We start from the raw sequence: 13669 nt of genomic DNA, 5'->3' as shown, positions 1-13669 counted from the left end.
TTGTCCCACCGCACCAGAGGAACCCGAAGCCATGAGCCCCGCCGACGGCGACCGTGACACCCAGCGCATCCTCATCGTCGACGACGAGCCTGCGGTGCGCGAAGCACTCCAGCGCAGCCTCGCCTTCGAGGGCTACGAGACCGAGGTCGCCGTCGACGGCGCGGACGCGCTGGAGAAGGCCACGGCCTGCCAGCCCGACCTGGTCGTCCTCGACATCCAGATGCCGCGCATGGACGGCCTGACCGCCGCACGGCGCATCCGCGGCGCGGGCAACACCACGCCCATCCTCATGCTGACGGCCCGCGACACGGTCGGCGACCGGGTCACCGGGCTCGACGCCGGGGCCGACGACTACCTGGTCAAGCCCTTCGAGCTGGACGAGCTGTTCGCCCGCGTCCGCGCGCTGCTGCGGCGCAGCTCCTACGCGGCCGCGGTGGCGGGCGCCGCCCACGACGACGAGGCGCTCACCTTCGCCGACCTGCGCATGGACCTCGCCACCCGCGAGGTCACCCGGGGCGGGCGGCCGGTGGAGCTGACCCGCACCGAGTTCACCCTGCTGGAGATGTTCATGGCGCACCCGCGCCAGGTCCTCACCCGGGAGCAGATCCTGAAGGCCGTCTGGGGCTTCGACTTCGAACCGTCGTCGAACTCCCTCGACGTGTACGTGATGTATCTGCGGCGCAAGACCGAGGCGGGCGGCGAGCCTCGGCTCGTGCACACCGTGCGCGGCGTCGGGTACGTGCTGCGCCAGGGCGGGGCCGAGTGAGCAGGTTCCTTCGGCGCTACCGGTCCCTGCCGATCCGGACCCGCCTCGCGATGCTCGTCGCGGCGGCCGTGGCGTTCGCGGTGGCGGCGGTCTCGGTGACCTGCTGGTTCATCGTCCGCGGCAAGCTCGTCGACCAGCTCGACAACGATCTGAAGCGGGCCGCCTCCATGCGCGGCGGGGACGGCGGCGGGGGCGGGCTCGACCAGGCCGCAGCCGCCCTCAAGAACTGCACCCACACCACGCAGACCAACAACAACTTCTTCAACTTCAACAACAACTACTCCCAGGCGATCACCGAGAAGGGGGCCAGCTGCGTCCTGCCCGGGTCGGTCGGCTGGGTGAAGGTGTCGCAGATCGACAAGCAGATCGCCAAGCAGGCGGGCCGCGGCAAGAGCGTCTTCCACAACGGCACCGCGAGCGACGGCACCCCGGTGCGGATCCTGACCACGCCCCTGCCCCTGGTCGTCACCAACCAGCAGACCGACACCAGCTCGAACACGGCTCTGTCGGTGGCGGTCTCGCTCAAGGGCACCGAGTCCACCCTCAACGACCTCGCCCTGATCCTGCTGTTCGTCTCCGGTCTCGGCGTCATAGGAGCGGGCGCCGCCGGTCTCGCCGTGGCCCGTGCGGGCCTGCGTCCCGTCGACGAACTCACCGAGGCCGTCGAGCACGTGGCCCGCACCGAGGACCTCGGCATCCGCATCCCCGTGGACGAGGACAGCGAGGACGAGATCGCCCGGCTGTCGCGGTCCTTCAACTCGATGACCGCCTCCCTCGCCAGCTCCCGCGAACTCCAGCAGCAGCTCATCGCCGACGCCGGCCACGAACTGCGCACCCCGCTGACCTCCCTGCGCACCAACATCGAACTGCTCACCCGCAGCGAGGAGACCGGCCGGCCCATCCCGGCCGCCGACCGCAAGGCGCTGCTCGCCTCGGTGACGGCGCAGATGACCGAGCTGGCCTCGCTGATCGGCGACCTCCAGGAGCTGTCCCGCTCCGAGGGCCAGCGCGGCGAGCGCGTCCAGGTCATCGCCCTGGAGGACACCGTGGAGGCCGCCCTGCGCCGCGCCCGGCTGCGCGGCCCCGAGCTGACCATCACCGCCGACGTGCGGCCCTGGTACGTACGGGCGGAACCGGCGGCCATGGAGCGCGCCGTGGTCAACATCCTCGACAACGCGGTGAAGTTCAGCCCGCACGGCGGCACCATCGACGTGCGCCTGAACGACGGGGTGCTCACCGTGCGCGACCACGGGCCCGGCATCCCGCAGGACGAACTCCCGCACGTCTTCGACCGCTTCTGGCGCTCGCCGACCGCCCGCGCCCTGCCCGGCTCCGGCCTCGGTCTGTCGATCGTGGCCCGCACGGTCCAGCAGGCCGGCGGCGAGGTCGCGCTCGGCCCCGCCGAGGGCGGCGGCACGGTCGCCACGATCCGGCTGCCGGGCGCGGCTACGCCGCCGCCGGACACGGTCTGACGGCATCGTCGGCCCGCGTGGCGCATCGCATACGGCCGGGCGCCCGGCACGCCGTCTCGCACGTCGTCTCGCCGGTCGAATACGTAGGCGACCGGCGGGAGTTCACCATATGATCACGCCAGCGTTGGCCGGGGAGGGCTCATGGACGTGTGCGCGGGGGGAATCGAGCGGGAGTACCGCAGGCGGACCTGGAAGGCGCTAGGGCCGCTGGCCCTCGCGATGGTGCCGGCCTTCATCAGCGCCATGCGCATGACGACCGACCACTTCACTCCGGACTGGCTCATGTACGCCTACGGCGGCTTCCTCGTGGTCGGCATCGGCTACTGGTGCCTGGTCATGACGCGCGGACGCACCCTGGCCGACCAGCACGGGATCACGGTCCAGCGGGCCCTGACCCGGCGCACCCTGTCCTGGCACGAGATCTACGACATCCGGGTCCAGTTCATCCCGAAGGCCGCCGGGAACGCCCGCAAGTGCCTGGCCCACGCCTACACCGACGACGGCCGCCGCACCCTGCTCCCGCACGTCGACGACTGGCAGCTGCCGAACCCCGTCGCCGAGATCGAAGCGCTGCGCCTGGCGGCCACCGAACAATGGGGCGCGGTGTGGGCGACGCGGCCCGAGGTGGAGGAGCGCATCCTCCTCGCGGCGGCACAGCGCAAGCGGCGCGAGAGGATCAGCGTCGTCGTGGTGATCACGCTGGTGGTCGGGCTGATGGCCTGGGGTGTCGTGTACATCTCCTCCCACTAGACCGCACACCCCGCCGCCCGCGGCACCGCTTCCCCCAGCTCACGCACACGCCGATCTCAGCTCCGGCACAGCGGGCTGTCACATTTTTGAACAATGGCGCGCACGATACTTCTGGCCGACGACGACGCGGCCGTGCGAGAGGGGATCGGCCGGCTGCTCAGGTTCGAGGGATACGAGACCGTCCTCGCCGGGGACGGCCGCATGGCACTCGACCTCATCGCCGCACCCGAGGGCGGCCCCGACCTGGTGCTCATGGACGTGACCATGCCGGGCCTGGACGGACTGGCCGCGACCCGGCGGCTGCGGGCCTCCGGGTGCACCGTACCGATCATCATGATCACCGGGCGGGACGCGGTGGGCGACCGGATCGTCGCACTGGACAACGGTGCCGACGACTACCTGATGAAGCCGTTCGCGAGCGAGGAGCTGCTGGCGCGGGTGCGGGCGCTGCTCCGGCGCTGCCCGCGGCCCGCCGAGCCCGTGGCGCACGACGCCGACCTGCTGGCCTTCCAGGACGTGACGCTGGACCAGCGCACCCGCGCCGTCGTCCGGGCCGGCCATGCGCTGGACCTGACGAAGACGGAGTACGCGCTGCTGGAGTATCTGCTGCGCCACCCCGGCAAGGTGCTCAGCCGCAGCCAGATCCTGCACTCGGTGTGGGGCTACGACTTCGAGCCCTCGTCCAACACGCTGGACGTGTATGTCATGTATCTGCGCCGGAAACTGGAGAGCCGCGGCGGACCGCGGCTCATCCACACCGTGCGCGGGCTCGGCTACAGCCTGCGGGGCGCCGCGGCCTGAGGCGGGCGGGGGCGCAGCAGCAGGGTCTTGTCGCGGACCGTCTCCGGCGCCCCGCCGGCCGGGGACCGGGTCTCGGCGACCGCCGCGGCCGCCCCGTCCACCGGGGACCGGGTCTCGGCGACCGCCGCCGGCAGCGGGGCCGCCAGCCGGGCGTAGGTGCCGCCCCGCGCGAGGAGCTGGGTGTGGGTGCCCTCCTCGACCAGGCGGCCGCCGTCCACGACCAGGATGCGGTCGGCGTCGGGCGCGAGGCTCAGATCGTGGGTGATCATGACGGTGGTACGGCCCGCCGCCAGTCGCCTGAGCGGCTGGACGACCTGCCGGGCGGCCACCGCGTCCAGGCCCGCCGTGGGCTCGTCGAGGACGAGGACCGGGGCCGTGCGCAGCATCGCGCGGGCGATCGCGATCCGCTGGAGCTGGCCGCCGGAGAGGGCGGCCGTGCCGGGCGCGATCAGGGTGTCGTAGCCGTCGGGCAGCGCGGTGACGAAGTCGTGCGCGGCCGCCGCGCGGGCGGCCCGCTCGATCTCGGCGGCGCTCGCGCCGGGCCGCCCGCACGCGATGTTCTCGCGGACGGTGCCGCGCAGGATCAGCGTCTCCTGGGGCAGCAGCGTGACGTTCTCGCGCAGGAACTCCAGCGGTACGGCGTCCAGGGGGACGCCGTCGAGGTGGAGCGCGCCCGCGCCGGGGTCGTAGAAGCGGGTGAGGAGCCCCGCGAGGGTGGACTTTCCGGCGCCGCTCGGGCCGGTGACCAGGACCAGTTCGCCGGGGTTCACGGCGAAGGACACCTCGCGCAGGGCGGCGCGCGGCGCGTCCGGGTAGCGGAAGGACACGCCGTGCAGGCTGATCCGTCCGCGCACCGGCCACGGGCGGACGGGTGACACGGGGTCGGTGACGGCCGGTTCGGCGTCCAGGATCTCGCCGATGCGGTCGGCGCCCGCGGTCGCCGCGGTGAGCGTGAGGCCGAGCTGGCCGAGGCTGCGCACCGGCGGGTAGAGGTAGCCGACGAAGGCCGCGAACGCCAGCAGTTGTCCGAGGGTCATGCGGCCCGCGGAGATCTCCCACACCCCGAGGCCGATCACCGCGAGCACGCACAGCGTCTCGACGACCTCGACGAACTGCTCGTACATCTCGCTCAGCCGGGCCCCGCGCACACTGGCCCGCATCCAGGCGCGGGCCTCCCGGTCGAGCCGTGCCTCCTCGGCGGCGCCGCGGTTGTACGCCTGCGTGAGCACGACGTTGCCGAGGGCCTCCTCGACCACGGAGGTGATCGCGCCGTCGGCGACCCGCTCGTCGCGGGAGGCGGCGCGGATACGGCCGGAGAAGCGGCGCGCGGCGATCAGGAAGAGCGGGGCGAGGACGAACGTGGCGAGGGCGAGGTCCCAGCGCAGCCAGAACGCGGCGCACGCGTAGAAGACGGCGGAGAACGCGGCGGAGACCGCGCCGACGACACCGGAGACGACCATCTGCTCGATGGCCTCGACGTCGCCGGTCAGCCGTTCCACGAGGTCGCCCCGCCGGTGCTTCTGGAAGAAGTGCGGGGGCAGGCCCTGGACGTGCCGGAAGACCCCGGCGCGCAGCCGCAGCACGAACCGCTCCGCGGTCCAGGTGGCGAGCGAGTTGCCGAGGTAGCCGACGACCGCCCCGGCCACGGCGACACCGAGCCAGGCGCCGGCCGGGCCCCAGAAGGCGGACAGCGAACCGGCCTGGAGGGCGGTGTCGGTGAGTTCGGAGAAGAGCAGGATCGCGGCGGTCTCCGCGAGCGCGGCCACCACCACGCACGCCACGACGACCAGCAGCCATCTGCGGTCCCCGCGGGTCAGCGGCCAGAAACGGCGGAAGGCGGCGAGGGATTCCCTCATGGTCGTCGGCTCCGTTGGGTGCGTGGGGGTGGTGCGCGGTCCGGGAGGGGCCCGCCGGTGCGGGCCTTTTGTCCTTTTCCGGACATGGCCGAGGCGGGGTCACCGGTGCGACCACGCATTCCGGTGACCCCGCCTCGAGGATCGGCTCAGCCTGCTCAGCCCTGGTGGCCGACCGGGCGGCGCTGCGGGGCGGGCTTCGCGGGGGCCGGCTTCTTCCTGGCCAGCGGCTTCGGGGCCGGGGTGTGCTTGCGGTGCTTCTTGACGGGGACGATCTTGTGGAAGCTCATGGCGTTCCGCCTTTCCTTTGATTTGCCTTGGTGAATTCTCTGTAAGTCCATTCCGGAAGGAACGGGCAGGCAGAGAGCTTGTTGATCGTTCGCGACCTTCGCTTTCGCGTCGTTCGCTGTCGACATGGAAAACACTACGGCACCCGCAAGCCGGAAAAGCCCGAAACGGCTGAGACGTCGATGAATTGCGCCTGAAACGATTTTCAGGCGGATCCCGGAACCAATGCCGCACTCACACAGAATTGAACGGCACTCACACAGAATTTAAATCGGGGCCGAAATGAATTCCGGGCCGCCCGGAAACACGAAAGAGGGCCCGGTCCGCGCCGTGGTGGGCGCGGATCGGGCCCTCGGGCCCGTCACACGGCTACTGCACGAGCGTGATCCGGTCCGTCGCCGGCGGGGCGATCGGCGCGGCGGGCGAGGAGTTCGCGGTCAGGTACTGCTGGAGGGCCGCCAGGTCGTCGCCGCCGACCAGGTCGTTCGTGCCCTGGCCGAGGGTGGTGAAGCCGTCGCCGCCGCCCGCGAGGAAGCTGTTCGTCGCGACGCGGTAGGTGGCGGCCGGGTCGATCGCGGCGCCGTTCAGCCGGATCGAGTCCGTGACGACCCGGTCGGCTCCGGTCTTCGTCAGGTCCAGGGTGTAGGTGAGCCCGGAGGAGACCTGGAGGATCTTCGGCGCGGCCGCGTTGGCGCCGCTCACCTGCTCCTTGAGCGCCTGGATCACCTGCGCACCGGTGAAGTCCTGGAGATTGACCGTGTTGGAGAAGGGCTGCACGGTGAACCCCTCCGCGTACGTCACCACGCCGTCGCCCTCGGACCCCGACGCCTTGTAGGTCAGCCCGGCCCGCACGCCGCCCGGATTCATCAGCGCGAGATCCGTCTCCGGATCGAGCCCCTTGCCGTACGCCAGCTGCGCGTCCGCGATCAGGTCGCCCATCGGGGACTCGGTGCCGGTGCTCTCGATGTCGCCGGAGATGTAGCCGATCGCCCGGTTGCCGATGGGCGCGGCCAGCGCGTTCCACTTCGCGATCAGCGCGGTCATGTCGGCGGCCTTCGGCACGTCCCGGGTGACCACGCGGTTCGCCGACCTCACCGCCGTACGCGCGATGTCACCCGTCCTGCGGTCGTACGTCAGGGTCGTGTCCGTGAACAGGCGGCCGTAGGACGCGGCCGAGGTGACCATGCGCGGCCGGCCCGACGGGTCGGGGATCGTACACACGTAGGCCGTGTGCGTGTGCCCGGTGACCAGGGCGTCCACCTGCGGCGAGACGTTCTTGGCGATGTCGACGATCGGACCCGAGATGCCCGAGCCCGCGCCCCCGGAGTCGCAGTCGTAGTTGTACGACGACGACGCCGGGTAGCCGCCCTCGTGGATCAGCGCCACGATCGACTTCACGCCCTGGCGCTCCAGCACCTTGGCGTACTTGTTGATCGTCGTCACCTCGTCCTCGAACTTCAGGCCCTTGACGCCCTCCGCCGAGACGATGTTCGGGGTGCCCTCCAGGGTCACCCCGATGAAGCCGATCTTGACGCCGTTCTTCTTCCACACCCAGTACGGCTTCATGATCGGCTTGCCGGTCTTCTCGTCCAGCACGTTCGCCGTGAGATAGGGGAAGTCGGCGCCCTTGAACTTCTGGCCGGAGTAGCAGCCGTCGGTGGGGTGGCAGCCGCCGTTCTGCAGCCGGGCCAACTCCGTGGCGCCCTCGTCGAACTCGTGGTTGCCGACCGAAGTGACGTCCAGCTTCAGCTTGTTGAGCGCCTCGATGGTCGGCTCGTCGTGGAACAGGCCGGACAGCAGCGGGGAGGCGCCGACCAGGTCGCCGCCGGCCGCCGTGATCGAGTACGGGTGCCCCTCGCGGGCCTGGCGCAGATGCGTGGCCAGGTACTCGACGCCGCCCGCGTCGATCGTCTTCGTCGTGCCGTCCGCCTCCTGCTCGGTGACCCGGCCCGAGGAGCCGGACGGCGGTTCGAGGTTGCCGTGCAGGTCGTTGAAGGACAGCAGTTGCACGTCCTGGTAGCGGCCGGGCGCCGGCCGGTGGCCGGTGCCGTGCCCGAGAGTGTCTGCCGGGACCGCCGCGCCGAGCGCGCCCGCGGTGGCGAGCACGGCGGCCGCCGCGAGCAGCCCCCGCACTCTGCGTCCGGCGCGCCGGTACGGCTGGGATGTGGCTGGCATGAGCCCCCCTGTGAGTCGGCTGAGGATGGCCTTGTCGGGGCGCAGCCTAGGGTCAACGCGCGTAGCGAGGAAGGAGGTTCGTGGTTAATTCCTGGTTTCCCTTTTGCCGCCACTTTGCCCTGAACTCCCCTTACCCTCGTACGCATGACCAGCGACGATTCCGCACTCCCGGCTCCCGCATCCCGATCCATCGAGACCCTTTCCGCGCTCCGGCCGGACCAGGCCGAGGCCGTTCTGGCGCTGCTCGCGGACGCCGCCCGCGACGACGGGCAGCAGGCGGTCTCGGAGCAGGGCCGGCTCCAGCTGCGCGGCGGTGCCCGGGAGGGTGTCTCGCATCTGCTGCTGCACAGCGGCGGCGAACTCGTCGGCTACGCCCAGCTGGAGGACACCGACCCGGTGGAGGCCCCGGCCGCCGAGCTGGTCGTGCACCCCGCCCACCGCGGCCGGGGCCACGGGCGGGCGCTGGGCACGGCCCTGCTCGCCGCCTCCGGCAAGCGGCTGCGGGTGTGGGCGCACGGCGGGCACGCCGCCGCCCGGCACCTCGCCCAGGTTCTCGGCCTCACCCTCTTCCGTGAACTGCGCCAGATGCGGCGCCCGTTGGCCGGGCTCGACCTGGCCGAGCCGAAGCTGCCCGACGGGGTCGCCGTGCGGGCCTTCGTCCCGGGCCGGGACGACGCGGACTGGCTCGCCGTCAACTCGGCTGCCTTCGCCCACCATCCCGAGCAGGGCTCCCTGACCCAGCGCGACCTCGACGACCGCATGGCCGAGCCGTGGTTCGACCCCGCGGGGTTCTTCCTGGCCGTCCGCGGCGACGAGCTCGTCGGCTTCCACTGGACCAAGGTCCACGCCGCCGAACAGCTCGGCGAGGTCTACGTCCTCGGCGTCCGGCCCGGCGCGCAGGGGGGTGGCCTCGGCAAGGCCCTGACCACGATCGGGCTGCGGCATCTTTCCGGGCTGGGGCTGCCTACGGCGATGCTCTATGTCGATGCCGACAACAAGGCGGCGGTGTCGGTGTACGAGCGTCTGGGGTTCACCACGCATGAGACGGACCTGATGTACCGCACGGAGACGTGATGCGCAGGCGCGGTTCGCGGTATGCGGGGTTCGCGGTAGGCGCGGCTCGCTGTCGGCGGGCTTCGGCGTAGGCGGGCTTCGGCGAGGCGGGCTTCGCACCCGGCTGCGGGCCGGTGGGACCGTTCGCGCAGTTCCCCGCGCCCCTGATCACCTGCGGCTGAGTGGGGGTCGTTCGCGCAGTTCCCCGCGCCCCCTTCAGGGGCTCTCGCGGCCGTGACCCGTCAGGGGCGCGGGGAACTGCGCGAACGACCCCCACCGGGCCGCAGGATCAAGGGGCGCGGGGAACTGCGCGAACGACCCCCACCGGGCCGCAGGGTCAAGGGGCGCGGGGGACTGCGTGAGGGTCAGGGGTCGCAGTTGTCCGTTCCTCGCAGAGGCGGGACGGCCAGGAGGTGGGCCACCTCCGCCGTGGTCGTCCGGGGGGCGGTCAGTTCGTTCCAGTGGGCCCTGACGCGGGCGGCCACCGTGGCCGCGGGCCGCCGCAGGAGCTGCGCGAGCACCTCGCTCTGAGCGGCGCTCAGCGTGAGCGGCTCGGTGGGCGTGTCCACACTGGCCGCCTCGACGTCGTCCTCGGCCGGCCGCAGGGCGCGATAGGCGGCCCAGGGATGGGGATCGGTGCCGACGGCCAGCCATACGGCCGTCACCGCGCGGGCCCCGCACAGTTCACCCGCCGCGTCCTCCCGCCCCGCGACCAGCACGCCCGCGACACCCGCCGCGAACTCCGGGACCCGGTCGCCGCCCCACCGCGTGCCCACCGTGACCTCGCCGGGGGTGGTCGAGGGGGCGAGCGCGATATCGGTGCCGTCACCGTGGCCGCGGGCGTCGACCCGCTGCCGGACGGTCAGCGCGGTGGTCGCCGCGGTACCGCCCGCCGCGGAGCGGACCCGGTCGACCACCGCGGCCCAGTCGTCCGTCTGACCCGCCCACTCCGGGAACGCGCAGTACGCCGATCCGGCGTGGGCGACACAGGTCTGGAGGGCCGCGGGCCGGTCGGTCGCCCGCGCGCGGGCGGCCCGCAGGGCGCCCGCCCCGCCGGGCGCCTGACCGATCGCCCCGGCGGCCGTCGCGAGCAGGGCGAGGACGGTCGCGGTCTTCACCGCGCGGGTACGGCCCCCGTCCACCAGGACCGCGATCCCCGGCAGCAGCACGCACAGGCCCGCCAGATACAGCGCGTGCCACCCGGCCGGACGGCCCAGCAGAGCGGACGGGACCGGTGTCTCGCCCGGCTCGGAGACGACCGGGGAGAGCCAGCGGACGCCGTGCGGGAGGTCCGTCGTCGCGGAGAGGTAGATCGCCAGGACATACGCGGTGGCGACGAACAGCAGGGACGCCATCGAGTAGGGCACCAGCCGGGCCAGCAGGACGCCGAGGGCCCCGGCGAGCAGCACCGACAGCGGCCCCACGGCCAGCTCCGCGAGGGAACCGTGCCCCACCGCCCCGGGCTCGACGGCCTGCCGGCCGAACCGGACGGCGACGACCAGCGCGGTGTAGACGGCGTACGGCGCGGCCGACAGCGCGTGCGCGACCGTGCGCTGCCACGGCCGCACCACCAGGCCACCGAACTGCTCGTCGGTGCCGCACCGCCGCGAGCGCAGGGCGGCCCGGTTGACGCAGGCCAGCAGCGCTATGGCGAGGAGCAGCGGCGCGGTCTGGGTGTTCCGGTCGGCGTCCTGGAGAACGGGGAAGTCGGCCATGCCGCCGCCCCGGGCGATCAGCACGTACGCGGTGTAGCCGGTGTAGAGGAGAAGGTAGGCGGCCACCGAGATCTGCCGGGACAGCTCACGCGCCTCGAAGCGGGCGAGCGCAAGGACCGCGGCGACCGGGTACGCGGCACGGGCAGCCGCGGCGACCGGGCCGGCCGGTCGCAGGACGGTGGTGCTCATGGGGCCGTCACCTCCGCGCGCGACGCGTCGAGGACCAGCAGATAGCCGTCCTCCAGCGTGGGTTCCAGCAGGTCGGCTCCCTCGGGCGGGTGGCCGACGTTGCGGAAGTCGCCGGTGCCGGTGCGCCAGCCCGCGCGGGCGCCCGGGTCGCGCTCCGTGCTGCGCCAGACCCGGCCCGCCGCCCGCGCGGTCAGCTCCGCCGGTGTGCCCTCGAAGCGGACCCTGCCCTCGGCCAGGACCACGACGCGGTGGCAGAGCATCGCCACGTCCTCCGTCTGGTGGGTCGAGAGCAGCACGGTGCGGCCCTCGCCGCGACGGGCGACCAGTTCGCGAAAACGCATCCGCTGTTCGGGGTCGAGGCCGACGGTGGGCTCGTCCAGGACGAGGAAGCCGGGATCGCCGGCCAGGGCCGCGGCCAGCGCCACCCGCTGCCTCATCCCGCCGGAGAGGCGTTTCATCCGCCGCCCGCGCACCTCGCCCAGGCCCACCTCCTCCAGCACCCGCCGCACCTCGCGGTGGCGGGCGCCGCGGTCGGTGAGCTCCTTGAGGATCGCCACGTAGTCCACGAACTCGAACGCCGTGAAGTCGGGGTGGAAGCCGGGGCTCTGCGGGAGATAGCCGATCGTGCGGCGCGCGCTCCGACGGCCGCCCGCCGTGCCGGGGTCATGGCCGAGGACGGTGAACTCGCCCCGGTCCGGCGGCAGGACCGTGGCCAGCACGCGCAGCAGGGTGGTCTTCCCCGCCCCGTTCGGCCCGAGCAGGCCGGTCACCCCGCGGGTCAGCTGCAGAGAGACGTCGTCCAGGGCGCGTGTGCCGCCGTAGCGCAGGGTCAGGCCGGTGGCGGAGACGGTGGTGGTCATGCGGGGCTCCTGGAGGTACGGCGGTTCGGCCGGGGGTGCGAACGGGGTGAAGGGGTCCCGCCTGTCTGCGGCCGGGCGCTCCGCGGGGCGCTCCTGCGCGGGCCGGTCGTGGCGGCGCGGCGGGTCACCGTCCGGGGCCGTTCGCGAGACCCCCGGCGGGCCGGGCGTCGAAGCGGTCCCGCGCCCGGTACAGCAGGAAGGCCGCCAGGACGGTGACGGCGGCGGCGGCCGACTGGCCGGCCGGGGTGAACGGCGCGAGCGTGCCGCTCTCCCGGGCCTGGGCGACCAGCAGCGTGCCGATCCAGGCGCCGCCCACCAGCAGCGGCCCGGCGAGCGGGCCCAGGCGGGCGGCGAGGGCGAGGCCCACCGCGGTGAGCGCGAGGGCGGGCAGCAGCCAGGCCAGCGCCAGCAGGCCGTACCCCGGCAGGGCGAGGGTCGCCAGGCCGTTGAGCGCCAGGCCCGCGGTGAGCACCGCGACCGTGCGGATCATCAGCAGGCGGAAGCCCGCGAGGGGGGCCACCACCGTCATCTCGTAGGTCGGGTCGAGGACCGGGCCGTAGGACAGGGCGACGCCCGCGAGCGGCATCAGCGGGGCGAGGCCGAGGAAGAGCACCGGGGAGTCCGCCGTCCGCACCATGACCACGGTCATCATCAGCAGCAGCGCCACCGAGGACACCCAGGAGCGGCGCAGCACCGGCGTCGCGGTGAGCAGCCGTGCCGTGTGGTCGGCGACGCCGAGGCGCAGCAGTAGCCGCTCGAAGAGCGCGGGGCGCGGGGCGTCCAGCTCGGCGTCGAGCCGCTCCCAGCCCGCGTCGAGGGTCTGCGGGTCGCTCGTCCGGGTGAGCGCCTCGCGGCAGTCGGCGCAGGTCATGAGGTGCGTGTCGGCGGACCAGAGCAGGGGTGCGGTCAGCTCGCCCCGGGCGTAGGCCCGCAGGTCCTCCTCGGTGACATGCCAGGTCATGCCAGCTCCTCCCGCAGTTGCTTGCGGGCCCTGAGCGCCCGCGTCTTGACCGTGCCCGGCGGGATGCCGAGCAGGACGGCCGCCTCCCGCGTGCTGAGGCCGTCCACGACCGTGGCCTGGAGCACCGCCCGCAGCTCCGGCGAGAGCCGTATGAGAGCGCCCGCCAGGTCGCCGTGCTCGACCCCCGCCAGCACGCGCTCCTCGGCGGACGCCTCGTCCCGGTGGCGCAGCCGCGCCAGCGCCTGGCGCAGCCGGCCACGGGCGCCGTCGCCCCGCAGCGCGTCGACCAGCCGGCGGGCGCCGATGCGCCACAGCCAGCCCGCCACGTCGCCCTCCTCGCGGTAGCGGGCGGTGCCGCGCCAGACCGCGAGGAAGGTCTCCTGCACGACGTCGTCGACCGTGCCCGGGTCGGCGCACCTGCCGCGCATCCGCGCGGTGAGCCAGGGCGCGTACCGCCGGTACAGCTCTTCGAAGGCGCGCCGGTCACGGTCCGCCGCGATCGCCCGCAGCAGCTCCCCGTCGCTCACGCTCCGCATCTCCCGCACACCCCCCTCGTGCATCCGCCGCCCACCCCCGTCCCTCATCCGCCTCACACCCCCTCATCGGACGAGCCCCGACGATCGGTTCACGATTCCGCCCACGAGTTTCCGCCCCGGCTCCCCTCACGAATTTCAGCCCAGGCTCCCCTCACGAATTTCCGCCCCGGCCCGCCGCCCCACCCACCGCAGGCCCCCGCCGCAGGCCCCCGCCACACGCCCCCGACGGCGGCCGCCGCCCCCTCCCAGC

12 protein-coding genes are annotated in these 13669 nt (G+C 73.2%); 5 read left to right on the top strand and 7 right to left on the bottom strand.

Annotated elements, in window-relative coordinates; genetic code table 11:
* The first annotated feature begins 31 nt into the window (after nucleotides 1-31).
* From WN71_RS26780 to WN71_RS26765, 4 genes are all read left to right on the top strand, one after another.
* Complete coding sequence (locus tag WN71_RS26780) at nucleotides 32-766, top strand: response regulator transcription factor (RefSeq protein WP_046591451.1); 735 nt, start codon at nucleotides 32-34, stop codon at nucleotides 764-766.
* The gene (locus WN71_RS26775) at nucleotides 763-2238 is read left to right on the top strand and encodes a HAMP domain-containing sensor histidine kinase (protein WP_046591450.1); all 1476 of its coding nucleotides are present in this window, start codon (nucleotides 763-765) and stop codon (nucleotides 2236-2238) included. Before WN71_RS26780 ends, WN71_RS26775 begins: the two co-directional genes overlap by 4 nt.
* A gap of 141 nt (nucleotides 2239-2379) precedes the next feature.
* A complete protein-coding gene (locus WN71_RS26770; protein WP_079178135.1) occupies nucleotides 2380-2988 on the top strand; it encodes a PH domain-containing protein in 609 nt (202 codons plus the stop codon).
* 93 nt (nucleotides 2989-3081) lie between these two features.
* On the top strand, nucleotides 3082-3789 hold the full coding sequence (locus tag WN71_RS26765; protein ID WP_046591449.1) for a response regulator transcription factor: 708 nt from the start codon (nucleotides 3082-3084) through the stop codon (nucleotides 3787-3789).
* Here WN71_RS26765 and WN71_RS26760 read toward each other — a convergent pair.
* From WN71_RS26760 to WN71_RS26755, 3 genes are all read right to left on the bottom strand, one after another.
* Nucleotides 3762-5645 carry an ABC transporter ATP-binding protein gene (locus WN71_RS26760; protein WP_079178134.1) on the bottom strand — a complete coding sequence of 628 codons (1884 nt, stop codon included), beginning with the start codon at nucleotides 5643-5645 and terminating at the stop codon, nucleotides 3762-3764. The genes WN71_RS26765 and WN71_RS26760 overlap by 28 nt on opposite strands.
* Nucleotides 5646-5800: 155 nt before the next feature.
* Complete coding sequence (locus tag WN71_RS43275; protein ID WP_276208137.1) at nucleotides 5801-5932, bottom strand: hypothetical protein; 132 nt, start codon at nucleotides 5930-5932, stop codon at nucleotides 5801-5803.
* A 367-nt stretch (nucleotides 5933-6299) separates the two neighbouring features.
* A complete protein-coding gene (locus WN71_RS26755) occupies nucleotides 6300-8105 on the bottom strand; it encodes a bifunctional metallophosphatase/5'-nucleotidase (RefSeq protein WP_046590995.1) in 1806 nt (601 codons plus the stop codon).
* 144 nt (nucleotides 8106-8249) lie between these two features.
* On the opposite strand from WN71_RS26755, the gene mshD reads away from it, so the two are divergent.
* Nucleotides 8250-9179, top strand: coding sequence for a mycothiol synthase (gene mshD, locus WN71_RS26750; protein ID WP_046590996.1), 930 nt, complete (start codon nucleotides 8250-8252; stop codon nucleotides 9177-9179).
* Between the two features lie 344 nt (nucleotides 9180-9523).
* Here mshD and WN71_RS26745 read toward each other — a convergent pair whose 3' ends face one another.
* The 4 genes from WN71_RS26745 to WN71_RS26730 form a co-directional block, all read right to left on the bottom strand.
* Nucleotides 9524-11062, bottom strand: a complete 1539-nt coding sequence (locus WN71_RS26745; protein ID WP_046590997.1) for a hypothetical protein — start codon at nucleotides 11060-11062, stop codon at nucleotides 9524-9526.
* Nucleotides 11059-11922 carry an ABC transporter ATP-binding protein gene (locus WN71_RS26740; protein WP_046590998.1) on the bottom strand — a complete coding sequence of 288 codons (864 nt, stop codon included), beginning with the start codon at nucleotides 11920-11922 and terminating at the stop codon, nucleotides 11059-11061. Before WN71_RS26740 ends, WN71_RS26745 begins: the two co-directional genes overlap by 4 nt.
* Before the next feature lie 124 nt (nucleotides 11923-12046).
* Nucleotides 12047-12883 carry an anti-sigma factor gene (locus WN71_RS26735; protein WP_046590999.1) on the bottom strand — a complete coding sequence of 279 codons (837 nt, stop codon included), beginning with the start codon at nucleotides 12881-12883 and terminating at the stop codon, nucleotides 12047-12049.
* Nucleotides 12880-13419, bottom strand: a complete 540-nt coding sequence (locus tag WN71_RS26730; protein WP_107469776.1) for an RNA polymerase sigma factor — start codon at nucleotides 13417-13419, stop codon at nucleotides 12880-12882. Before WN71_RS26730 ends, WN71_RS26735 begins: the two co-directional genes overlap by 4 nt.
* Between the last annotated feature and the right edge of the window lie 250 nt (nucleotides 13420-13669).

The organism is Streptomyces mangrovisoli, assembly GCF_000974985.2.
GTDB lineage: Bacteria > Actinomycetota > Actinomycetes > Streptomycetales > Streptomycetaceae > Streptomyces > Streptomyces mangrovisoli.
Note: the sequence above shows the minus strand (reverse complement) of the source record. Positions and strands in the feature narration are given on the sequence as shown.